This window comes from Bacillus sp. ABR (genome assembly GCF_056172715.1).
Genome location: NZ_JAOYSL010000003.1, coordinates 319,358 through 341,472, shown reverse-complemented (window position 1 = coordinate 341,472; position 22,115 = coordinate 319,358). Strand labels below are relative to the sequence as shown.

The following is a 22,115-nucleotide window of genomic DNA, read 5'->3' as shown; positions in this document are numbered from 1 at the left end:
CAAGGAGGTTATGAATGATGTTTAAAAACGTCAAAGAACTCGTGCAGCTAACAGAAGAACGGAATACCTCCATTTCAGAAATTATGATTGTGCAAGAAATGGAAGTGACAGGGAAGTCACGTGAAGAAATTTTCTCCCAGATGTACCGCAACCTAGAAGTGATGGAGCAGGCTGTTGAAAACGGGCTGAAGGGTGTGAAATCATTATCAGGGTTAACAGGCGGAGATGCAGTCAAACTTCAAGCCTATATCGCATCAGGCAAAACGCTGTCTGGTCATACAATATTAGATGCTGTTAGTAAGGCTGTTGCAACAAATGAAGTCAATGCCGCAATGGGAACCATTTGTGCAACGCCTACAGCAGGCTCAGCAGGTGTTGTACCAGGTACGTTATTTGCAGTAAAAGAAACATTAAAGCCAACAAAGGAACAAATGGTCAGATTCCTGTTTACTTCTGGTGCATTTGGTTTTGTTGTGGCGAATAACGCCAGCATTTCTGGTGCAGCAGGCGGCTGTCAGGCAGAGGTAGGTTCTGCATCAGGTATGGCAGCAGCAGCAATTGTCGAAATGGCAGGCGGTACACCGCAGCAATCTGCAGAAGCGATGGCGATTACACTCAAAAATATGCTTGGACTTGTTTGCGATCCAGTAGCAGGACTTGTCGAAGTGCCGTGCGTGAAACGAAATGCAATGGGTGCATCTAACGCTATGATCGCAGCAGACATGGCACTTGCCGGCATCACTAGCCGCATTCCTTGTGATGAAGTCATTGATGCGATGTACAAGATCGGTCAAACGATGCCAACAGCTCTTCGTGAAACAGCACAAGGCGGACTCGCTGCGACACCGACAGCAAGAGAGCTTGAAAAGAAGATTTTCGGAGGTGTGACCTCATCTCGTGATACAGAAACTGCAAGATAATGTCTCTGTCCTGAAGGGGATTGGAGAGGAAACCGAAAAAACACTCAATGAACTTGGAATCTACACAGTAGCCGATTTACTCGGCTACTTTCCTTATCGATATGACGACTATGAGCTTCGTAACTTAGAAGAAGTAAGGCATGACGAACGAGTCACAGTTGAAGGGAAAGTACATAGTGAGCCCGTTCTCACCTATTATGGAAAAAAACGAAGCAGGCTGACATTCAGGCTGCTTGTCGGGCGTTTTCTCATTACAGCGATTTGTTTCAATCGTCCATATTTAAAACGAAACCTTGTGTTAGGTGATACAGTTTCTGTCACAGGAAAATGGGATAAAAACCGCCAATCTATCATGGTCCAGGAATTTAAAAAAGGAACGCACGAGCAAGATGGCAGTATAGAGCCCGTTTATTCAGTAAAAGAAAATGTGACCGTGAAAATGATGAGACGCTTTGTGAAACAAGCCTTGTCACTTTATGTAGACAAAGCTGAAGATCCATTGCCAAAGCAGCTTGTCTCTGCTTATAAGCTCATGTCCTATCAGGAAGCGTTAAAAACCATTCATCTCCCAGAGACAAGAGACTCGCTCAAACAAGCAAGACGACGTTTTGTGTACGAAGAATTTCTCATCTTTCAGCTGAAGATGCAGGCGATTAGAAAGAAAGAACGAGAGAGAACATCAGGCATCCAGCATCCGTTTTCCAAAGAGGCTGTTTTTGAGTTTGTTCACAGCCTGCCATTTCCACTGACGAAGGCACAATCAAGAGTGCTTGATGAAATCATGTCAGACATGGCGTCTCCATATCGAATGAACCGTCTGCTTCAAGGAGATGTAGGTTCAGGGAAAACAGCTGTTGCAGCCATTGCGCTTTATGCCGCTCATTTATCAGGTTTTCAAGGTGCATTAATGGTCCCAACAGAAATTTTAGCAGAACAGCATGCGGATTCGCTTTACCAGCTGTTTGAAAAATGGGGACTGAATATCGCCCTTTTGACAAGCTCTGTGAAAGGAAAGCGCCGCAGAGAATTGCTTGAACGTCTAAAAGAAGGCGAGATTGACATTTTAGTCGGTACCCACGCACTCATCCAAGACGAAGTCGAATTTCAGCAGCTCGGTCTAGTCATCACAGATGAGCAGCACCGGTTTGGCGTAGAGCAGCGGAAAAAACTGCGAAGTAAAGGGCAGGATCCGGATGTCTTGTTTATGACTGCCACACCTATTCCGCGAACACTTGCCATCACTGTTTTTGGAGAAATGGACGTCTCCGTCATTGATGAATTGCCAGCTGGCAGAAAACAAATCGAAACGTATTGGGTGAAGCATGACATGCTTGAGAGAATTCTTGCTTTTGTGGATAAAGAGCTGAGAAAAGGCAGACAGGCATATATTATTTGTCCGCTCATTGAAGAATCAGACAAGCTGGATGTCCAAAATGCGCTTGATGTTCATAGCATGCTGACTGAAGCATACCGCGGAAAGTGGTCAATCGGCTTAATGCATGGGAAACTGGCAAGTGATGAAAAAGATCAGGTCATGAGAGCCTTTACCGCAAATGAAGTACAAATTCTCGTTTCAACCACAGTCGTTGAAGTCGGGGTCAACGTGCCGAATGCAACCATCATGGTTATTTATGATGCAGACCGCTTCGGGTTGTCTCAGCTTCATCAGCTAAGAGGCCGGGTCGGCCGAGGAGAGCATCAATCATTTTGTATTTTAATGGCTGATCCAAAGTCAGAAACGGGGAAAGAGCGGATGCGGATCATGTCCGAAACAACCGATGGCTTTGAGCTGTCTGAAAAGGACTTAGAACTAAGAGGACCCGGCGACTTCTTCGGTAAAAAACAAAGCGGGATGCCCGAATTTAAGGTAGCAGATATGGTTCACGATTATAGAGCGCTGGAAACGGCTAGAAAAGATGCGGCAGACCTTGTCCAATCGGACGTCTTTTGGACTGATCCCGAATACAAAGAACTCCGGCAAACGCTGATAGACAGCGGTGTGCTGGGAGGAGATAAATTAAGCTGATTAAACGCTGGAGGAATTTTCTTGTCTTTTTGAAACAAGGATTGATTTATCATCTATGAGATTATATACTACTATTAGTACCTAGTCATAAATGTACGGATGGTGTCTGCATATGAAACTAAATAAAAAAGAACGTCAAAAGCTCCTCCAGCAAACGATCAGCTCGACTCCATTCATTACTGATGAAGAATTGGCAAGTAAATTCGGTGTCAGCATACAAACGGTTCGTCTTGATCGTTTAGAGCTGTCGATCCCTGAATTACGCGAAAGAATTAAGCATGTGGCCGAAAAGACATTAGAGGATGAAGTAAAATCACTTCCACTGGATGAAGTGATTGGAGAAATGATTGATGTAGAACTTGATGACCAAGCCATTTCCATTTTAGAAGTGAGAAAAGAGCATGTATTCAGCCGAAACCAAATTGCCAGGGGACATCATCTCTTCGCCCAGGCAAATTCGCTGGCAGTTGCCGTCATCGACGATGAACTGGCTTTGACAGCAAAAGCGAATATCAGGTTTACAAGGCAGGTGAAACAAGGCGAAAGAGTCGTCTCTAAAGCCAAAGTAGCCTCACATGATAAAGAAAAAGGAAGAACCGTAGTTGAAGTAAACAGCTATGTTGGTGAGGAAGTTGTCTTCTCAGGTGACTTCGTCATGTATCGCTCAAAACAAAAGTAAAAGGTGGCACGTAATATGAGAATTGCAGTCGATGCAATGGGGGGAGATCATGCCCCTAAAGCCATTATTGACGGTGTGCAAAAAAGCTTAACAGCATTTTCAGATATCGAGATTACACTTGTCGGCGATGAAAACAAAATCAAACCATACATAACAAACAACGATCGCATCACGATTTTAGATGCAAAAGAAGTCATTGAACCGACGGATGAACCAGTGCGTGCAGTCAGACGTAAAAAGGATTCATCTATGGTAAAAATGGCGCAGGAAGTTTCCGAGGGACGAGCAGATGCCTGCATCTCAGCAGGAAATACCGGTGCCCTCATGACAGCTGGGCTGTTTATCGTAGGCAGAATTGACGGTATTGACAGACCAGCCCTTGCCCCAACTTTGCCAACACTGGATGGCAGCGGCTTCTTATTACTAGATGTTGGTGCCAACGTTGATGCAAAACCAGAACATCTCGTGCAATATGCCATGATGGGATCCATCTACGCAGAGCGTGTCTTCCCAAAGAGCAATCCGCGTGTTGGACTGTTAAATGTAGGAACAGAAGATAAAAAAGGCAACGATTTAACGAAAAAAACCTTTGAATTATTAAAAGCATCAGACTTGAATTTCGTAGGAAATGTAGAGTCCCGTGACTTATTAGAAGGTGTTGCTGACGTTGTTGTCACAGATGGTTTCACAGGAAATATTGCGCTTAAAACAATTGAAGGCACAGCCCTTTCTGTTTTTAAAATGCTGAAAGAAACATTAACATCCAGTTTCACAGCAAAAATAGCAGCAGGCATGATGAAGCCGAAATTGATGCAGATGAAATCTAAAATGGATTACTCTGAATATGGCGGTGCCGCTTTATTTGGTTTAAAGGCACCTGTTATTAAAGCGCACGGCTCCTCTGATGAAAATGCCATTTTCCATGCAATTCGTCAGGCACGTGATATCGTAGAAAAAGACGTTTCAGCTATCATTCATCAAGAAGTCCAAAAAGAAACGACGAATGAGTCTTAATGGAGGTAAAGCAGCATGACTAAAATTGCATTTTTATTCCCTGGCCAAGGCTCTCAAAAAATTGGCATGGGAAAAGATTTATTTGACCAAGAAGCATTATCTAAAGCTGTATTTGAAGAAGCGGACAATACCCTCGGGTTTGATTTATCTTCTATGATTTTTGAAGGGGATGCAGAAGAACTGACGCTCACTTATAACGCGCAGCCAGCTCTTTTAACGACAAGTATCGCCATCTTAAAGAAATTTGAAGAGAGCGGAATCAAAGCCGATTATGCAGCAGGACACAGTCTTGGCGAATACACTGCCCTCGTTGCAGCAGGCGCACTTTCGTTTAAAGATGCTGTTTATGCAGTTAGAAAGCGCGGAGAATTAATGAATGAAGCTGTTCCAGCAGGAGAAGGCGCCATGGCAGCGATTCTCGGCTTAGACAAAGCGGCACTTGTCGAAGTGACAAAAGAAGTGACAGAAAGCGGTCACCTTGTAGAGCTCGCTAACTTAAACTGTCCTGGTCAAATCGTCATCTCTGGTACAGCAAAAGGGGTAGAACTTGCTTCAGAGAGAGCGAAAGAAAAAGGCGCAAAACGTGCAATTGCTCTTGAAGTGAGCGGACCTTTCCATTCTGCATTAATGAAACCAGCTGCTGAAAAATTTACAGATGTTTTGTCAAAGCTGGATATTGCGGATGCCAAAACTCCGGTCATCTCAAATGTAACAGCAGACATCGTGACATCTCGTGATGACATTGAGACAAAGCTCATTGAACAACTGTATTCTCCAGTTCGTTTTGAAGAAAGTGTGGAACGCCTCATTGATCTAGGCGTCACAACATTTATTGAAATTGGTCCTGGCAAAGTGCTTTCAGGTCTTGTGAAAAAAGTGAATCGCCGCCTGACGACGATTTCCGTTTCAGATCAAGAAACAATTGAAGCAGCCATTCAAACACTCAAGGGGGATTCTTGATGCTTACAAATAAAACAGCCGTTGTAACAGGAGCATCACGCGGTATTGGCCGTTCGATCGCGATCGATCTAGCGAAAAGTGGTGCAAATGTTGTCGTGAACTATTCTGGAAACGAAGCAAAAGCAAATGAAGTCGTAGATGAAATCAAAGCACTCGGCCAGCAGGCATTTGCAGTTAAAGCTGATGTCTCAAATGCTGAAGAAGTACAAGCTATGATGAAACAAGCGATTGATACCTTTGGTTCAATTGACATTCTTGTGAATAATGCAGGCATCACAAAGGACAACCTGCTCATGAGAATGAAAGAGAATGAATGGGATGATGTTATTAACATAAACTTAAAAGGTGTCTTTAACTGTACAAAAGCCGTGACACGTCAAATGATGAAGCAAAGAAGTGGAAGAATCATCAATTTGGCTTCAGTTGTTGGTGTGTGTGGTAACCCTGGACAAGCAAACTATGTTGCAGCAAAAGCTGGCGTCATTGGATTAACGAAAACAACAGCAAAAGAGCTGGCAACCCGTCATATTACAGTTAATGCAGTAGCGCCAGGCTTTATTTCAACAGATATGACAGACAAGCTTGATGAAAATGTACAGACGGAAATGCTCAAGCAAATTCCGCTCGCACGCTTTGGTGCACCTGAAGATATTAGCAACGTCGTTGTCTTTTTAGCTTCAGAAGGAGCAGGTTATATTACAGGCCAAACCATCCAAGTAGATGGCGGAATGGTCATGTCCTAAGAAATATCAAAATTTCATTAGGTTTTCTCTAGTTTTTTAAAAACAATTCAACTATAATACTTTGAGGGGAGGTGAAAGGCAATGGCAGACGTATTAGAGCGTGTATCAAAAATTATTGTAGACCGCCTTGGCGTTGATGAGGCTGACGTGAAAATGGAAGCTTCATTTAAAGAAGATTTAGGCGCTGATTCCCTTGATGTAGTTGAGCTAGTTATGGAACTTGAAGATGAGTTCGATATGGAAATTTCTGACGAAGATGCTGAAAAAATTGCAACAGTCGGTGACGCTGTGAACTACATAAATAACCAGCAATAAGCGTAACAAAGTCCCGTCTACTTTCGACGGGACTTTGAAAATTTATGTTAGTTTCAACACATTCAGCTGATCAATTGTCAGCCTTTTTCAGATGCTGGGAGCAATGTTTCCCTGCATGTAGAAAGAGAGACTCCATATAATCAGTATCCTTAAAGGCGATTACGCCTACCTGGAGGTTGCTATGCCAAAACAATATAAAGACAAACAGAAACAGAGCAAAAAACTAGAGCAATTTAGAGAATTCCAGCAGCGCATTTCTGTACACTTTAAAAATGAAAAGCTTCTATATCAAGCTTTTACCCATTCCTCTTATGTGAATGAACACCGGAAAAAGCCATACGAGGACAATGAAAGACTTGAATTTTTAGGAGATGCTGTTTTAGAATTGACCATCTCTCAATTCTTATTTGCAAAATATCCAGCGATGAGCGAGGGAGATTTAACGAAACTAAGGGCGGCGATCGTATGTGAACCGTCACTTGTATCACTAGCGCATGAGCTGTCCTTCGGTGACCTTGTTCTCTTAGGAAAAGGCGAAGAAATGACAGGCGGCAGAAAACGCCCAGCACTCTTAGCGGACGTATTCGAGGCGTTTATCGGTGCACTTTATTTAGATCAGGGGCTGGAACCAGTTGAACGGTTCCTAGAAGCGTACGTTTATCCGAAAATTAATGATGGAGCGTTCTCGCACGTCATGGACTTTAAAAGCCAACTGCAAGAATTTGTGCAGCGCGATGGAAAAGGTGTGCTTGAATACCGCATCCTGCATGAAAAAGGGCCTGCACATAACCGGGAATTTGAAGCAAATGTATCCCTTCGAGGTGAAGTGCTCGGAATCGGAAATGGACGCTCTAAAAAAGAAGCAGAACAGCACGCTGCACAGGAAGCACTTGCTAAATTGCAGAAACATCATATGAACCAATAAAATCCCCCTCGTTATTCAGGGGGATTTCACTCTGTTTTCCATCATCTTTTTACACTTCATATGGTAAGATGATAGTACTTTAAATACATAAGGAGGATCACTCTCATGTTCCTCAAACGTTTAGACGTGATAGGATTCAAATCATTTGCACAGCGAGTGACCGTGGACTTTGTCAAAGGGGTCACAGCTGTTGTTGGACCAAACGGAAGCGGCAAAAGCAATATTACCGATGCCATCCGCTGGGTACTTGGAGAACAATCAGCGAAAAGCCTCCGCGGAGGAAAAATGGAAGATATCATTTTTGCAGGAAGTGACTCAAGGAAAAGAGTCAATCTAGCAGAGGTGACTTTAACATTAGATAACGAAGACCACTTTTTACCGATCGATTTTCACGAAGTCAGTGTGACCAGAAGGGTTTATCGTTCAGGAGAAAGTGAATTTCTCATAAACAATCAATCTGTCCGCTTAAAGGATATTATTGATCTTTTCATGGATTCAGGTCTTGGAAAAGAAGCTTTTTCAATCATCAGCCAAGGAAAAGTAGAAGAAATTCTATCAAGTAAGGCAGAAGAGAGAAGAAGCATCTTTGAAGAAGCGGCTGGTGTTTTGAAATATAAAACAAGAAAGAAAAAAGCCGAGAATAAACTGTTTGAAACGCAGGACAACTTAAACCGAGTAGAAGATATTCTGCATGAACTAGAAGATCAAGTAGAACCATTAAGAATGCAAGCCTCTATTGCAAAAGACTATTTGCAAAAAAAAGAAGAGCTTGAAAATGTCGAAATCGCCCTCACTGTCCATGACATCGAAGCACTTCATGAAAAATGGACAACACTTGGTGAAGCAGTCGAGCGCTTCAAACAAGATGAAATGAAGCAGTCTACAGATATCCAAGCAAAAGAAGCCAAAATTGAAGAATCGAGAGACCGCATTCAAGCGCTTGATGAATCAATTAATGACCTGCAAGAAGTTCTTCTTTTCACAAGTGAAGAATTAGAAAAGCTTGAAGGAAAAAAAGAAGTGCTAAAAGAACGGAAAAAAAATGCTGCCGCAAACCAGGGGCAGCTAGAAGAAACGCTCGTTCGCTTAACTGAAAAGCAGGCACTGTTAACCGAAAAGATTGAACAGCAGAAAATTACGCGGGACAGCTTGCAAAAAGAAGTGCAGCAGCTAAAAGATGAAGTGAACACAAAGCAGCATCAACTATCGCTTCATAGCGAAGATGTGGAAGGTCAAATTGAACAGCTGAAAAGCGATTATTTTGATCTGCTCAATGAACAGGCTTCCATCCGTAATGAACGTAAATTACTAGAAGAACAGCAGCGCCAAGCGGCGATGCAGCTAGAGCGACTGACGCAAAATAACCAAAAACATATCGAAGAACGAGTGTCTGTCAAAGAAAAGAAAACAGAGGCTGAGCAGCAGCTTTCAGCACTGGAAGATGACATTCTGGCTCAAGTCAAACGTTTTAGAGAAGCAGAACAAAAGCTTGAGCAAATGAAACGTCAATACGAGAAAAAAGAAACGGCTCTTTACCAAGCCTATCAATACGTACAGCAGGCAAAATCCAAAAAAGAGATGCTTGAATCCATGCAGGAAGACTTCTCAGGCTTTTTCCAAGGAGTGAAAGAGGTCTTAAAGGCAAAAGAACGGTTAGTCGGTATTCACGGTGCTATTGCAGAGCTGATTCAAACGGATCAGCAGTATGAAACAGCGATTGAAATTGCGCTAGGTGCAGCAACGCAGCACGTAGTCACGGAAAACGAAGCAGCTGCGAGACAAGCAATTGGCTACTTAAAGCAGCATTCCTTTGGACGCGCGACTTTCCTGCCAATGAATGTGATCAAAGAAAGATCCATTCAGCTTAGAGATGTCCAAACAGCAGAGCAGCATGCTGCTTTTATCGGTGTAGCGAGTCACCTCGTTTCCTTTGACGAAAAGTATCAAAAGGTGATTCAGAATTTACTTGGAACTGTGCTGATCGTTAGAGACTTAAAAGGCGCCAATGAATTGGCAAAAATGCTTGGACATCGTTACCGTATCGTGACCCTTGATGGAGATGTCGTGAACCCCGGCGGTTCAATGACCGGTGGCGGCGTAAAGAAAAAGAACAACTCTCTTCTTTCAAGAAACCGGGAGATCGAAACGTTAACAAAGCAGCTCTTTGAAATGGAAGAGAAAACAACGATCCTTGAAAAAGAAACAAAAGAAACGAAGCAATTGATCGGAGCAAACGAAAGCCAATTAAACGAACTGCGCCAGCGCGGCGAAACGCTTCGCGAAAAGCAGCAAGAACTCAAAGGGAAATTATACGAACTGCAAGTCGCAGAAAAAAATATCAATGCTCATCTTGAACTCTATGATCAAGAAAAAGAAGAATTGCAGCAGCGTTCTACTGAACTTGCGGATAAGGACAAAAAGCAGGTTACTCTTGAAGCCTCTATAGGTGAAAAATTGACGGCTCTTGATCAAGAGATCAATACATTAACAAAGCGTAAGCAGACGCAAAGCTCAACGAAAGAAACCATTTCTGCCGAATTAACAGAGCTGAAAATTTCGCTTGCCAAAAAAGATCAGTCCTTAGCCAATGAACAAGAAAAGCTTTCGAGTTTAATGGCTGAATTAGAAGAGGCTGAACAGACGCTGATGGAAACAAAAGAAGATCTGTCACTCTTAACAAGTGAAATGTCATCTAGTTCAAGCGGAGCCGAACAACTGGAAGAAGCGGCGAAAGAGAAGCTGGAAAACAAAAACAAAACAACCGCACTCATTTCAGAGCGGCGTAAGCAGCGTCTTGCTCTTTCTGAAACATTAGAATTCGCTGAACGTGAACTTAAAGAACAAAAGCGTTTATACAAGCAGCTCACTACAAGCTTAAAAGATGAAGAGATTAAGCTAGGCCGTATGGAAGTCGAGCTCGATAACCTGATTGCTTATTTGAACGATGAATATGCTCTTTCGTTTGAAGGAGCAAAAGAGATGTATCAGTTGACGTTATCGCCAGATGAAGCAAGAAAACGAGTGAAGCTGATCAAACTAGCGATTGAAGAGCTTGGAACAGTAAATCTAGGCAGCATTGACGAGTATGAACGTGTCAATGAACGCTATCTCTTCTTAACAGAGCAGCGAAATGATCTGACAGAAGCGAAAAATACATTATTCCAAGTCATCGAAGAAATGGATCAAGAGATGACAAAGCGCTTCTCTGAGACATTCTCTCAAATTCGCGGGCACTTTGAATCTGTATTCCAAGCATTATTTGGCGGCGGAAGAGCTGATCTTAAGCTGACAGATCCAAATGATTTGCTCAACTCTGGCGTTGATATTGTCGCGCAGCCGCCAGGGAAAAAACTGCAAAACTTAAGCCTGCTTTCAGGCGGAGAGAGAGCCTTAACAGCGATCGCTTTACTATTCTCTATTTTAAAAGTGAGACCTGTTCCATTCTGCGTATTAGATGAGGTAGAAGCGGCGCTTGATGAAGCAAATGTTTTCCGTTTTGCGCAATATTTAAAGAAATACAGCGAGGAAACACAGTTCATTGTCATTACGCACCGCAAGGGAACAATGGAAGAAGCAGATGTGCTCTACGGCGTAACCATGCAGGAATCAGGTGTTTCTAAGCTTGTATCTGTCAAACTAGAAGAAACAAAAGAGCTTGTCCAGTAATTAAAGGAGGTTTTTGAACCAATGAGCTTTTTTAAGAAATTAAAAGAAAAATTTACGCAGCAAACCGATTCAGTATCTGAAAAGTTTAAAGATGGACTCGAAAAAACGAGAAACTCCTTCCAAGGAAAAGTAAATGAACTGATTTCTCGCTACCGCAAAGTCGATGAAGACTTTTTTGAAGAGCTGGAAGAGGTTCTAATCGGTGCTGATGTCGGTTTCACAACTGTGATGGAACTGATTGATGAGCTGAAAAAAGAAGTGAAATTAAGAAACATTCAAGACCCAAGTGAAGTACAAGCGGTGATTTCTGAAAAACTGGTTGACATCTACAATAGCGGAGAGGAACAAATTTCTGCGCTGAACATTGAAGACGGGCGTTTGAATATCATTTTGTTTGTAGGCGTCAACGGTGTTGGGAAAACAACGACTATCGGTAAGCTTGCAAACAAGCTGAAAAATGAAGGGAAATCCGTTATTTTAGCAGCAGGTGATACGTTCCGTGCCGGTGCGATCGAGCAGCTTGAAGTTTGGGGAGAGCGTTCAGGTGTTCCTGTCGTCAAACAAACAGCAGGCTCTGATCCAGCAGCGGTGATCTATGATGCCGTCCAATCAGCAAAAGCGAAAAATGCAGATGTCCTCATCTGCGATACAGCAGGAAGACTTCAAAACAAAGTCAACTTGATGAAAGAGCTGGAGAAAGTCAAGAGAGTCATTGAACGCGAGGTTCCAGATGCACCTCATGAAGTATTGCTCGCTCTTGATGCGACAACAGGTCAAAACGCCATGGCACAAGCCAAGGAATTTTCTAAAGCGACAAATGTGACAGGGATTGCTTTAACAAAGCTTGACGGTACTGCAAAAGGCGGAATTGTTCTTGCGATTCGAAATGAGCTGAACATTCCAGTAAAGCTTGTCGGTTTAGGTGAAAAGGTGGACGATTTGCAAGAGTTTGATGCAGAATCGTATGTGTATGGATTATTCTCAGACGTAATTGATCAACAAGACTAACAAAAAAATGCCGGCAAAACTGCTGGCATTTTTATTTATACGTAGCTTCATGAAGTGACAAGATAAAAACTTGACACACAGCAGAGAACCGTGTAAACTTAGTTGATGTAAAGGGAATGAACTTAACAAAGGGGAGAGAGCCCATGACGCTTGAAAAAACAACGAGAATGAATTACTTGTTTGACTTCTATCAATCGTTGTTGACCGCAAAGCAAAAGAGCTACATGTCGCTTTACTACCTAGACGATTTTTCCCTCGGTGAAATTGCGGATGAATATGAAGTATCAAGACAGGCTGTTTATGATAATATTAAACGGACTGAAGCGATGCTTGAACAATATGAAGAAAAGCTGCTCTTGTTTAAGAAATTTAAAGAGCGTAAAGAACTTCTCAAAAAAATGAGAGAGCTTGTAGCTGATTCTGCGCAAACGGAAGAAGCAGAAGCTTTAATTGAATCGCTTGAGAAATTAGATTAGGAGGCGGCACAGTATGGCATTTGAAGGATTAGCCGACCGACTGCAGCAGACGATTTCAAAAATCCGCGGCAAAGGAAAAGTGTCAGAGCAAGATGTAAAAGAAATGATGCGCGAGGTACGCCTTGCCCTTCTTGAAGCTGACGTCAATTTTAAAGTAGTCAAAGACTTTGTGAAAAAAGTAAGTGAGCGGGCAGTTGGACAAGAGGTCATGAAAAGCCTTACCCCTGGACAACAGGTCATTAAAGTTGTAAAAGAAGAACTCACTGAATTAATGGGCGGAGAAGAGAGTAAGATCGCTGTAGCGAAAAAATCTCCAACAGTCATTATGATGGTTGGTCTTCAAGGGGCAGGTAAAACAACCACAACTGGGAAGCTTGCCAATTTACTTCGCAAAAAACATAATCGCAAGCCGATGATGGTGGCTGCTGATATTTATAGACCAGCAGCGATCCAGCAGCTTCAAACGCTTGGGAAACAGCTTGATATGCCGGTGTTTTCATTAGGTGATCAAGTCAGCCCTGTCGAAATTGCCAAACAGGCAATTGAAAAAGCGAAAGAAGAACACCATGATTATGTCATTTTAGATACAGCAGGACGTCTTCATATCGATGAAGAATTAATGGATGAACTTCAAAAAGTAAAAGAAGTAGCGAATCCAGAAGAAATTTTCCTAGTTGTTGACTCTATGACTGGTCAAGATGCTGTCAATGTCGCAAAAAGCTTTAATGAACAGCTTGGTTTAACAGGTGTTGTTCTCACAAAACTAGACGGTGATACAAGAGGCGGTGCAGCCCTTTCTATTCGAGCTGTCACCAATACGCCGATTAAATTCGCTGCACTAGGAGAAAAGCTTGATGCAATTGAACCATTCCATCCGGAGCGGATGGCATCAAGAATTCTTGGCATGGGAGATGTGCTGACCCTTATCGAAAAAGCACAGGCAAACGTCGACCAAGATAAAGCGAAAGAGCTTGAGCAAAAAATGCGGACAATGAGCTTCACGCTCGATGATTTCCTCGAGCAGCTTGGCCAAGTTCGAAATATGGGTCCTCTTGATGAACTGATCCAAATGATGCCGGGAGCCGGTAAAATGAAAGGGCTCAAAAACGTCCAAGTGGACGAAAAGCAGCTCAATCACATCGAAGCGATCATTAAATCAATGACGACTCAGGAAAAAGAACAGCCAGAGGTCATCAATGCAAGCCGAAGAAAACGGATTGCAAAAGGAAGCGGAACATCTGTACAGGAAGTCAATCGCCTTTTAAAGCAATTTGATGAAATGAAAAAGATGATGAAGCAAATGACCAACATGTCCAAAGGAAAGAAAAAGGGCTTTAAATTACCATTTATGTAATTGGTTATACATGATAAAACCGTTGTTAAGAAAAAACACTTTACAAACCCTTTTATCATTGTTAATATACTATCTTGTTGAAATATTTTCGGAGGTGCTAGTAAAATGGCAGTAAAAATTCGTTTAAAACGTATGGGAGCAAAAAAATCTCCTTTCTATCGTATTGTTGTAGCAGATTCTCGTTCACCACGTGACGGTCGTTTCATCGAAACAGTTGGAACTTACAACCCAGTGGTATCACCAGCTGAGGTGAAAATCAACGAAGAATTAGCGCTTAAATGGCTTCAAAATGGTGCGAAACCATCTGATACAGTTCGCAACCTTTTCTCAAGCCAAGGAATTCTTGAAAAATTTCATAATGCGAAAAACAGCAAATAATGAATGAGCTGTCCTTGGAAGAATTGATTGTGTCCATCGTCGAGCCACTTGTTGATTTCCCTGAAGATATTCACGTATCTTCATTAGAAAAAGATGAGCAGGTGATTTACACACTGTCTGTCAATGCTGAAGATACCGGAAAAGTGATCGGAAAGCAGGGACGTACAGCAAAAGCGATACGAACAGTCATTTTTGCAGCAAGTGCAGAGTCTTCTAAGAAAGTTCAACTTGAGATTGCTGACTAAAAAGGGAGAGGGCTTAGGACCTCCCCTTTTTTTACACGTTTAAATCTATTTTTCGTTATACTGTAGAGGACAAATGCCTTCGGATAGGGGGACAAAAAGGAAGATGCAGATCATTCAACATGTCACCGTGATGCAAGTATTAACTGAAAGCAGTAAGGACAAACTGTTAACGACTTTTTTGGAGAAAAAAGAAAGACTAGAACGTGAATGCAATCAATTATATTTTCAACTAAAAAAACATGAAAAAGAACCACATCAGCAAGAAGCCATCCCTCAATTTCAAAAAGCGATCGATAAAAGGCAAGAGAAGATCAGGCAGATTGATTTTCAAGTAGAGCAGCTTCATATTTTGCCGCTTGGAAGTGAAATGAAAGAAACAGAAGTGGATGCACTGGTTGAAGTAAAAATAGGTGATAAATGGGATGACAAAATGCAAGATAATGTCATCGTCGTGAAAGACGGCACCATTGTGGAAATACGTCAGGGGTGATTGAGAACATGGAGCTAGAATGGTTGAATGTTGGAAAGATCGTCAATACACACGGAGTGCGCGGAGAAGTACGCGTCGTGTCAAAGACGGATTTCCCAGAAGAGCGTTACAAAAAGGGAAGCGTGCTCTATATTTTTAAACAGGGTCAAAAAGAGCCGCTGAAAGTGACTGTCGCATCACACCGCCAGCACAAACAGTTTGATTTGCTCACATTTGAAGAAATCAACTCATTAAATGAAGCAGAGCTTCTGAAAGAGTCAATCTTAAAGGTAGAAAAAGAACATCTTGGGTCATTAGACGAAGGAGAATTTTATTTTCACCAAATCATTGGCTGTGAAGTATACGATGAAGAGGACAAGCTGATCGGCCAAATCAAAGAAATCCTTACGCCAGGGGCAAATGATGTGTGGGTGGTTGGAAGAAAAGGCAAAAAAGATGCCCTCATTCCATATATTCCATCTGTCGTCAAAAACATCGATATCTCATCCAAAACCGTACACATAGAAGTGATGGAAGGACTCATTGACGAATGAAAATTGATTTCTTAACTCTTTTTCCTGAAATGTTCGAAGGTGTGCTTCACTCATCCATCTTAAAAAAAGCACAGGAGAAAGATGCCGTCTCATTTCAAGTCGTCAATTTTAGAGAGTATTCAGATCATAAGCATAAAACAGTGGATGACTATCCGTATGGCGGCGGTGCTGGTATGGTACTGAAAGCACAGCCCGTATTTGATGCGGTAGAAGATTTAACGAAGAAAGCAAGCACGAAGCCCCGAGTTATTCTTGTCTGTCCTCAAGGGGAAAGATATACACAAAAAAAGGCAGAAGAACTTGCAAAAGAAGAGCATCTTATGTTCATTTGCGGCCACTATGAAGGCTACGATGAGCGCATCAGGGAGCATCTTGTCACAGATGAGATCTCAATCGGAGATTTCGTCCTCACAGGCGGAGAGCTGCCAGCGATGATGATTGCAGACAGTGTGGTCAGGCTTTTGCCTCATGTGCTTGGAAAAGAAGCATCTCACATCGAAGATTCATTCAGTACAGGTCTGCTTGAGCACCCGCACTATACAAGGCCAGCGGATTATAAAGGACTAAAAGTGCCGGATGTGCTCCTCTCTGGAAATCATGCCAAAATAGAAGAGTGGCGGCGCAAAGAATCCTTGAAGCGAACCTATACAAGACGGCCAGATTTGATCGATTCTTGCAAAACATTAACGGATGATGAAAAAAGATGGCTTTGGCAGCTTCATAATGACTAGATTGTATTGCACACGGCATAGAGGTATGGTATGATACTACTTGTGACTTGGACGGCTTGCTGATCCAAGTTTGAAAACGATGTTCCGCTGCAATGAAGAAAGAGGACATGAGCATCTGTTGGAAGGAGTTGAAAACGATGCAACATTTGATTGAAGAAATCACAAAAGAACAATTACGCACTGATCTTCCTGCGTTCCGTCCTGGTGACACTTTACGTGTACACGTTAAAGTTGTCGAGGGTACTCGTGAGCGTATCCAGATCTTTGAAGGTGTTGTAATTAAGCGTCGTGGTGGTGGAATCAGCGAAACTTTCACAGTTCGTAAGATCTCTTACGGTGTAGGCGTTGAGCGTACATTCCCTGTACACACACCAAAAATCGCTAAGATCGAAGTTGTACGTCACGGTAAGGTACGTCGTGCGAAACTTTACTACCTACGTGAACTTCGCGGTAAAGCGGCTCGTATCAAAGAAATCAGACGATAATGATATCAAAGGAAAGAGCTTGTTACCTGTAACAGGCTCTTTTTTTGTACAATGTATAAAGATAACAGGTAGAAGAGAGAAGGTGCACATATGACGATTCAATGGTTTCCAGGCCATATGGCAAAAGCAAGACGTGAAGTCACAGAAAAATTAAAGCTCATCGACATCGTATTTGAATTAACCGATGCAAGAATTCCGATGTCCTCTAGAAACCCAATGATCGAAGAAATCCTTCAAAATAAACCCAAAATCATGCTATTAAACAAAGCTGATAAAGCAGATCCTCGTATGACAAAGGAGTGGCAGGCGCATTTTGAGCAGCAAGGCGTTCGGTCACTAGCTATTAACTCTGTCGATGGACAAGGGTTAAATCAGATCATCACAACTTCAAAAGAAATTTTAAAAGAAAAGTTCGACCGCATGAAAGCGAAAGGCGTCAAACCACGTGCCATTCGAGCACTGATTATCGGGATTCCCAACGTCGGAAAATCGACCTTAATCAATCGTTTAGCGAAAAAGAACATTGCCAAAACAGGAGACCGTCCTGGTATTACGACATCACAGCAATGGGTAAAGGTAGGGAAAGAACTAGAGCTGCTCGATACCCCTGGAATCCTCTGGCCGAAGTTTGAAGATGAGCAAGTAGGACTCAGACTTGCGGTGACTGGAGCGATCAAAGATTCGATCATCAACTTACAGGATGTCGCTGTGTATGCACTTCGTTTTCTAGAAGAGAACTACCCAGAGCGATTAAAAAAACGCTATGACCTAGCGGAGATACCTGAAGATACGGTTGAGCTGTTTGATGCAATTGGGACTAAGCGCGGCTGTCTAATGAGCGGGGGATTCATAAACTATGACAAAACCACCGAAATCATTATTCGGGATATTCGAACAGAAAAATTTGGTCCCCTCACTTTTGAGAAGCCTGAAAGCTAAAAGACACGCAGCTCATGCGGGTCTTTATTTTTTGTGAAAAACTGCCGATATAAAGAAGGAGGCTGCGAAAAAGCCTATGTACACGGTGAAACAAATAAAAGAACTAATAGAAAAGCATGCAGGCGATGAGTCATACATTCGTGAGCTTGTAAAAGGTGATACGAGAAAAAGTGTCCAAAAACTCATAGAAAAGTGGCACAAAGAGAGAGAAAAGCAGCAAGCACTTCGCGTGGCATGGGATGACATGCTGCAATTTGAAAACAAAGCAAAGGCGCAGGGATACACATGTATTGCGGGAATAGATGAAGCAGGAAGAGGACCGCTCGCCGGCCCAGTTGTGGCAGCAGCCGTCATATTAAAGGAAGATACAGTCCTGCTCGGTTTAAACGACTCAAAGCAATTATCTGAGAAAAAAAGATTGGCTTATTATGATTTAATTCAAAAAGAAGCACTTGATATCGGAATCGGCATTGTTGATGCGGCTACGATTGACGAAATCAATATTTACGAAGCATCAAGACTGGCGATGGTGAGAGCTGTGGAACAGTTAACTCATACACCAGATTATCTACTCATAGATGCCATGACACTCCCGCTTTCAACTCACCAAGAGAATATCATCAAAGGAGATGCAAAAAGTGCATCCATTGCAGCAGGTGCATGTATTGCGAAGGTGACAAGGGATCAGATGATGGAAGAGTATGGGCGTAAGTATCCTGAGTATCAATTTGAAAAACATAAAGGGTACGGAACGAAAGAGCACTTGGCTGCGATTCAAACATATGGTGCGGCCCCAATCCACCGATTATCGTTTGCGCCAGTAAAATCTGTTATATCATAAATTTTAATCTAAGGAGGCTGCCTGTGATGACAAGAGTTGAGGACATACATACAGCACTGAATAGCCGGCTGAATACGGCTGAATCTGTTCCATTGAACACCGAAGGGAAGGAAAATGTTCATCGGCTGATTCTCGGTAAAGTACTAAAAATGCTTGGAGATGATACCGCCCTTGTTCAAATAGGCTCAACGAAAATAAAAGCGCAGCTGGCGGCCCAGCTTAAAGCAGACGCATTTTATTGGTTCCAATTTGAACAAGAGGGCGGAGGCAGCCTCAATAAACTAAGACCCGTTCAGCAATTTGATCAAGATCCTAAGACGTTAAAGGATGCAGCAGCCAAACTATTAGAAGGACTTTCACTGAAAAATGGGCTTGAAAACATGCTGACAGCTACAGCTTTTTTAAAGGAAAAGTCCGTCATTAACGAAGGGGAGTTAAAAACGGCAGTGAAATGGATCGAACAGCTTCAAGGAGCTGATGTGAAGAAAGGGCTCCAAGCACTCCTCTTTGCTTTAAAGAAAGATTTACCGATCCAGCAAGGGGTACTTCAATCTATTTTAGCCGTGAAATCATCCTCTGCTCTTCATCAGGATATAACAGCGCTGCTAAATCAATTAACACAGCTTCCGAAGCACACAGATGCTACACAGACCCTTACACAGGCCGTTCGGTCAGTTGTAGATGCAGAGACAGCCGTCCATGCAGAAAAGCTCTTATCAGTCCTTGTAGCAGCGAGAGAAGGCGAGGCGAAGCAAGGCGGTAGTTTACCAGTAACGACTCAGCTCAATCCGTCTCAGCAAAAAGAAAATAGCCATGCCCCAATCGTTCAAGAGCGTCAGCCGTCCCAAGTTCTTCAGCCAAACGTGCAGCAGCAGTCAATAAGTCCAAAAGAGCTGCAAATCCCGCTTCAGCAAATTGAGCGGATACTGGCCAGCTTGATGAAACAAGGTGCAGATGGGCAGCAAGAACCCAACTTAAAACAGCTCACAGCATTGCTGCACGGACTCCAGCAGGCAGGCTCCCAGCCTGACGCAAAAGCAGCTGTACTGCAAAAAGAGTTCCCATTCCTTTCGAAACCGGAGGCGAAAGCATTGGCTCAGGCGGTGCAGCAGACTGAACCAACATTAAGCAATAAAACTGATGTGCTCGATTTACTAATGACGATGAAAAAGGCAATCGGTGTGCGTGATGAAATTGGTATGCTGAAACTGCTTGAAAAAGGCAGCCAGGATGTCAAAAGTCAGGAGCTGCACCAATTAAAGCTTACCTTAAATGATGTGAGACAGGCTGATTTACCAGAGCACGTTAAAAAAGAAGTGGATCAATTATTTCATAGATTGAATGGACAGTTATTTGTGCAGCAGGAGAACCAAACCGTCAGTCAAATGATGGTTTCCTATCCTCTTTTCTCAAAACATAGTGTTCAAGATTTAACCTTTATACTGAAGGGACATAAGAAAAAAGATGGCTCTATTGATATTTCTCAGTGCCGCCTGATGTTTTATTTAAACATGGAAAACCTTGAAGAAACCTTAATAGACTGTACGATTCAGCAAAAGGTCATGTCCATTACTGTCGAGACAGCTCATGAACTGCAAGGAACCATTAATCCGATGATTCCGGCTGTACGGGAGAATTTAAATGCTCTAGGATACAGTTTAACGGGAATTACAGCAAAAAAGAGACAAGAGCCAGTAGATCCGTCTCAATTTCTAGATGAACACTTTCATAAAATCAGCGAGAAAGGGCTGGACTTACGAGTATGAAGGATTCAAAACCGCTTAGAAGAGCGGTAGCTCTGCATTACGATGAAGAAAAACAAAAGGCGCCAAAAGTCGTTGCAACAGGCAGCGGCTATGTGGCAGATCATATTATTGAAGAAGCAAAAAAGTCGGGAGTCCCTATCCAGGAAGACCGTAATTTAGTCGAACTCATGCGCCACTTAACGTTAGATGAGGAGATCCCTGAAGCGTTATACGATACTGTAGCAGAAATTTTTTCGTTTATCTACAGGTTAGATCAAAAAATGAAAAAATAAGGTAAAATAAGTGATTTGACTGAAAAATTTATATTTTTAATAAAATAAAAGTTTGAATGTTTAGAAGGATTTTACGATTTTACATAGAACCCTAGACATTCTCTTTTTTATTCTTTAAAATGAAAGCGCAGTCTATTTTATAATTTTTGTTTCTACATATGTTGGGAGGATGGGAAATGAATATCCATGAGTACCAAGGAAAAGAAATCCTAAGAAAATATGGGGTTTCAGTTCCAAATGGTAAAGTAGCATTTACACCTGATGAAGCAGTGAAAGCATCAGAAGAGCTAGGGAGCTCTGTATATGTCGTAAAAGCACAGATTCATGCAGGCGGCCGTGGTAAAGCAGGCGGGGTAAAAATTGCAAAAACGAAAGATGAAGTGAAAGGGTTTGCAGAGGAATTGCTCGGCAAGACACTTGTCACACATCAAACAGGGCCTGAAGGGCGGGAAATAAAACGCTTACTTATTGAAGAAGGCTGCGATATTCAAAAGGAATACTATGTTGGACTAGTTTTGGACAGAGCGACATCAAGAATTGTATTGATGGCATCTGAAGAAGGCGGTACTGAAATTGAAGAAGTAGCAGAAAAAACGCCAGAAAAAATCGTGAAAGTTGTTATCGATCCAGCGATTGGCCTGCAAGGCTATCAGGCGAGAGAAGTAGCATTTAAAATTAATATTCCAACAAAATTAGTTGGCCAAGCTGTTAAGTTTATGACAAGCCTTTACAATGCGTTTGTTGAAAAAGATTGTTCAATTGCTGAGATTAATCCACTGGTTGTAACAGGCGATGGAAAAGTCATGGCACTTGATGCAAAATTAAACTTTGATAGCAATGCCTTATATAGACAAAAAGATATATTAGAATACCGTGACCTTGATGAAGAGGATCCAAAAGAAATTGAAGCATCTAAGTATGACTTAAGCTACATTTCTCTAGATGGAAACATTGGCTGTATGGTCAATGGAGCAGGTCTTGCGATGTCTACAATGGATATCATCAAGCATTACGGCGGGGACCCTGCAAACTTCCTAGATGTTGGCGGCGGTGCAACAGCTGAAAAAGTAACGGAAGCATTTAAAATCATCTTATCTGATCAAAATGTAAAAGGGATTTTCGTGAACATTTTTGGCGGCATCATGAAATGTGATGTCATTGCAGAAGGTGTTGTTGAAGCGACGAAACAAGTCGGCTTAACATTACCACTTGTTGTACGTCTGGAAGGAACAAACGTTGAATTAGGGAAGAAAATCCTGAGTGATTCAGGCTTAAATATCACTTCTGCTGAGTCTATGGCTGACGGGGCAGAAAAGATTGTATCTTTAGTCAAGTAGAGCAGAAAGGCA

23 protein-coding genes are annotated in these 22,115 nt (G+C 42.3%); all 23 read left to right on the top strand.

Features of this window, described 5'->3' with window-relative positions:
* Window positions 1-17: 17 nt before the first annotated feature.
* The 23 genes from sdaAA (at window position 18) to sucC (ending at window position 22,103) form a co-directional block, all read left to right on the top strand.
* Complete coding sequence (sdaAA, locus tag OIT90_RS11795) at window positions 18-920, top strand: L-serine ammonia-lyase, iron-sulfur-dependent, subunit alpha (protein ID WP_024424200.1); 903 nt, start codon at window positions 18-20, stop codon at window positions 918-920.
* Window positions 898-2,946: an ATP-dependent DNA helicase RecG gene (recG, locus tag OIT90_RS11790; protein ID WP_474892584.1), complete on the top strand. Its 2,049-nt coding sequence runs from the start codon at window positions 898-900 to the stop codon at window positions 2,944-2,946. Before sdaAA ends, recG begins: the two co-directional genes overlap by 23 nt.
* A 112-nt stretch (window positions 2,947-3,058) precedes the next feature.
* Window positions 3,059-3,625: a transcription factor FapR gene (gene fapR / locus OIT90_RS11785; protein ID WP_024424199.1), complete on the top strand. Its 567-nt coding sequence runs from the start codon at window positions 3,059-3,061 to the stop codon at window positions 3,623-3,625.
* Window positions 3,626-3,640: 15 nt separating this feature from the next.
* Window positions 3,641-4,639: a phosphate acyltransferase PlsX gene (plsX, locus tag OIT90_RS11780; RefSeq protein WP_034281756.1), complete on the top strand. Its 999-nt coding sequence runs from the start codon at window positions 3,641-3,643 to the stop codon at window positions 4,637-4,639.
* Window positions 4,640-4,654: 15 nt separating this feature from the next.
* Complete coding sequence (gene fabD / locus OIT90_RS11775) at window positions 4,655-5,599, top strand: ACP S-malonyltransferase (protein WP_474892583.1); 945 nt, start codon at window positions 4,655-4,657, stop codon at window positions 5,597-5,599.
* The gene (gene fabG, locus OIT90_RS11770) at window positions 5,599-6,342 is read left to right on the top strand and encodes a 3-oxoacyl-[acyl-carrier-protein] reductase (RefSeq protein WP_024424196.1); all 744 of its coding nucleotides are present in this window, start codon (window positions 5,599-5,601) and stop codon (window positions 6,340-6,342) included. The genes fabD and fabG overlap by 1 nt, the downstream gene beginning before the upstream one ends.
* A gap of 81 nt (window positions 6,343-6,423) precedes the next feature.
* Window positions 6,424-6,657, top strand: a complete 234-nt coding sequence (acpP, locus tag OIT90_RS11765; RefSeq protein ID WP_008344853.1) for an acyl carrier protein — start codon at window positions 6,424-6,426, stop codon at window positions 6,655-6,657.
* Window positions 6,658-6,838: 181 nt separating this feature from the next.
* Window positions 6,839-7,582 (top strand): ribonuclease III, encoded by a 744-nt coding sequence (rnc, locus tag OIT90_RS11760; protein WP_008344850.1) that lies wholly within the window; start codon window positions 6,839-6,841, stop codon window positions 7,580-7,582.
* Between the two features lie 105 nt (window positions 7,583-7,687).
* Window positions 7,688-11,248, top strand: a complete 3,561-nt coding sequence (gene smc, locus OIT90_RS11755) for a chromosome segregation protein SMC (RefSeq protein WP_474892582.1) — start codon at window positions 7,688-7,690, stop codon at window positions 11,246-11,248.
* A 21-nt stretch (window positions 11,249-11,269) separates the two neighbouring features.
* Window positions 11,270-12,256, top strand: a complete 987-nt coding sequence (gene ftsY / locus OIT90_RS11750; protein WP_024424194.1) for a signal recognition particle-docking protein FtsY — start codon at window positions 11,270-11,272, stop codon at window positions 12,254-12,256.
* Window positions 12,257-12,399: 143 nt separating this feature from the next.
* The gene (locus OIT90_RS11745; protein ID WP_012009935.1) at window positions 12,400-12,732 is read left to right on the top strand and encodes a putative DNA-binding protein; all 333 of its coding nucleotides are present in this window, start codon (window positions 12,400-12,402) and stop codon (window positions 12,730-12,732) included.
* 13 nt (window positions 12,733-12,745) lie between these two features.
* Entirely contained in the window at window positions 12,746-14,086 is a 1,341-nt protein-coding gene (gene ffh / locus OIT90_RS11740) for a signal recognition particle protein (protein ID WP_024426967.1), read from the top strand.
* Between the two features lie 105 nt (window positions 14,087-14,191).
* A complete protein-coding gene (rpsP, locus tag OIT90_RS11735) occupies window positions 14,192-14,464 on the top strand; it encodes a 30S ribosomal protein S16 (protein WP_008344841.1) in 273 nt (90 codons plus the stop codon).
* Complete coding sequence (locus tag OIT90_RS11730) at window positions 14,464-14,709, top strand: KH domain-containing protein (protein WP_024424192.1); 246 nt, start codon at window positions 14,464-14,466, stop codon at window positions 14,707-14,709. Before rpsP ends, OIT90_RS11730 begins: the two co-directional genes overlap by 1 nt.
* A gap of 103 nt (window positions 14,710-14,812) precedes the next feature.
* Window positions 14,813-15,199, top strand: coding sequence for a YlqD family protein (locus OIT90_RS11725; RefSeq protein WP_024424191.1), 387 nt, complete (start codon window positions 14,813-14,815; stop codon window positions 15,197-15,199).
* Window positions 15,200-15,207: 8 nt separating this feature from the next.
* Window positions 15,208-15,732, top strand: coding sequence for a ribosome maturation factor RimM (gene rimM / locus OIT90_RS11720; protein WP_474892581.1), 525 nt, complete (start codon window positions 15,208-15,210; stop codon window positions 15,730-15,732).
* Complete coding sequence (gene trmD, locus OIT90_RS11715; protein WP_474892580.1) at window positions 15,729-16,463, top strand: tRNA (guanosine(37)-N1)-methyltransferase TrmD; 735 nt, start codon at window positions 15,729-15,731, stop codon at window positions 16,461-16,463. Before rimM ends, trmD begins: the two co-directional genes overlap by 4 nt.
* A 137-nt stretch (window positions 16,464-16,600) precedes the next feature.
* Window positions 16,601-16,948 carry a 50S ribosomal protein L19 gene (gene rplS / locus OIT90_RS11710; RefSeq protein ID WP_008354510.1) on the top strand — a complete coding sequence of 116 codons (348 nt, stop codon included), beginning with the start codon at window positions 16,601-16,603 and terminating at the stop codon, window positions 16,946-16,948.
* A 90-nt stretch (window positions 16,949-17,038) separates the two neighbouring features.
* On the top strand, window positions 17,039-17,887 hold the full coding sequence (gene ylqF, locus OIT90_RS11705; protein WP_024424188.1) for a ribosome biogenesis GTPase YlqF: 849 nt from the start codon (window positions 17,039-17,041) through the stop codon (window positions 17,885-17,887).
* Between the two features lie 76 nt (window positions 17,888-17,963).
* Window positions 17,964-18,728, top strand: a complete 765-nt coding sequence (locus OIT90_RS11700) for a ribonuclease HII (protein ID WP_126681801.1) — start codon at window positions 17,964-17,966, stop codon at window positions 18,726-18,728.
* A gap of 26 nt (window positions 18,729-18,754) precedes the next feature.
* Window positions 18,755-20,494 carry a glycosyltransferase gene (locus OIT90_RS11695; protein ID WP_126681802.1) on the top strand — a complete coding sequence of 580 codons (1,740 nt, stop codon included), beginning with the start codon at window positions 18,755-18,757 and terminating at the stop codon, window positions 20,492-20,494.
* A complete protein-coding gene (locus OIT90_RS11690) occupies window positions 20,491-20,766 on the top strand; it encodes a FlhB-like flagellar biosynthesis protein (RefSeq protein ID WP_003211418.1) in 276 nt (91 codons plus the stop codon). Before OIT90_RS11695 ends, OIT90_RS11690 begins: the two co-directional genes overlap by 4 nt.
* 176 nt (window positions 20,767-20,942) lie before the next feature.
* Window positions 20,943-22,103 carry an ADP-forming succinate--CoA ligase subunit beta gene (gene sucC, locus OIT90_RS11685; RefSeq protein WP_059375084.1) on the top strand — a complete coding sequence of 387 codons (1,161 nt, stop codon included), beginning with the start codon at window positions 20,943-20,945 and terminating at the stop codon, window positions 22,101-22,103.
* The last annotated feature ends 12 nt before the right edge of the window (window positions 22,104-22,115 follow it).

Bases quoted from the DNA above. Each gene is read 5' to 3' on its own strand.
- trmD (WP_474892580.1), top strand. From the start codon at position 15,729: ATGAAAATTGATTTCTTAACTCTTTTTCCTGAAATGTTCGAAGGTGTG.
- OIT90_RS11745 (WP_012009935.1), top strand. From the start codon at position 12,400: ATGACGCTTGAAAAAACAACGAGAATGAATTACTTGTTTGACTTCTAT.
- OIT90_RS11690 (WP_003211418.1), top strand. From the start codon at position 20,491: ATGAAGGATTCAAAACCGCTTAGAAGAGCGGTAGCTCTGCATTACGAT.
- rnc (WP_008344850.1), top strand. From the start codon at position 6,839: ATGCCAAAACAATATAAAGACAAACAGAAACAGAGCAAAAAACTAGAG.
- ffh (WP_024426967.1), top strand. From the start codon at position 12,746: ATGGCATTTGAAGGATTAGCCGACCGACTGCAGCAGACGATTTCAAAA.
- rplS (WP_008354510.1), top strand. From the start codon at position 16,601: ATGCAACATTTGATTGAAGAAATCACAAAAGAACAATTACGCACTGAT.
- acpP (WP_008344853.1), top strand. From the start codon at position 6,424: ATGGCAGACGTATTAGAGCGTGTATCAAAAATTATTGTAGACCGCCTT.
- sucC (WP_059375084.1), top strand. From the start codon at position 20,943: ATGAATATCCATGAGTACCAAGGAAAAGAAATCCTAAGAAAATATGGG.
- rimM (WP_474892581.1), top strand. From the start codon at position 15,208: ATGGAGCTAGAATGGTTGAATGTTGGAAAGATCGTCAATACACACGGA.
- sdaAA (WP_024424200.1), top strand. From the start codon at position 18: ATGTTTAAAAACGTCAAAGAACTCGTGCAGCTAACAGAAGAACGGAAT.
- fabD (WP_474892583.1), top strand. From the start codon at position 4,655: ATGACTAAAATTGCATTTTTATTCCCTGGCCAAGGCTCTCAAAAAATT.
- OIT90_RS11730 (WP_024424192.1), top strand. From the start codon at position 14,464: ATGAATGAGCTGTCCTTGGAAGAATTGATTGTGTCCATCGTCGAGCCA.
- OIT90_RS11725 (WP_024424191.1), top strand. From the start codon at position 14,813: ATGCAGATCATTCAACATGTCACCGTGATGCAAGTATTAACTGAAAGC.
- smc (WP_474892582.1), top strand. From the start codon at position 7,688: ATGTTCCTCAAACGTTTAGACGTGATAGGATTCAAATCATTTGCACAG.
- ftsY (WP_024424194.1), top strand. From the start codon at position 11,270: ATGAGCTTTTTTAAGAAATTAAAAGAAAAATTTACGCAGCAAACCGAT.
- fapR (WP_024424199.1), top strand. From the start codon at position 3,059: ATGAAACTAAATAAAAAAGAACGTCAAAAGCTCCTCCAGCAAACGATC.
- OIT90_RS11695 (WP_126681802.1), top strand. From the start codon at position 18,755: ATGACAAGAGTTGAGGACATACATACAGCACTGAATAGCCGGCTGAAT.
- plsX (WP_034281756.1), top strand. From the start codon at position 3,641: ATGAGAATTGCAGTCGATGCAATGGGGGGAGATCATGCCCCTAAAGCC.
- fabG (WP_024424196.1), top strand. From the start codon at position 5,599: ATGCTTACAAATAAAACAGCCGTTGTAACAGGAGCATCACGCGGTATT.
- ylqF (WP_024424188.1), top strand. From the start codon at position 17,039: ATGACGATTCAATGGTTTCCAGGCCATATGGCAAAAGCAAGACGTGAA.
- OIT90_RS11700 (WP_126681801.1), top strand. From the start codon at position 17,964: ATGTACACGGTGAAACAAATAAAAGAACTAATAGAAAAGCATGCAGGC.
- rpsP (WP_008344841.1), top strand. From the start codon at position 14,192: ATGGCAGTAAAAATTCGTTTAAAACGTATGGGAGCAAAAAAATCTCCT.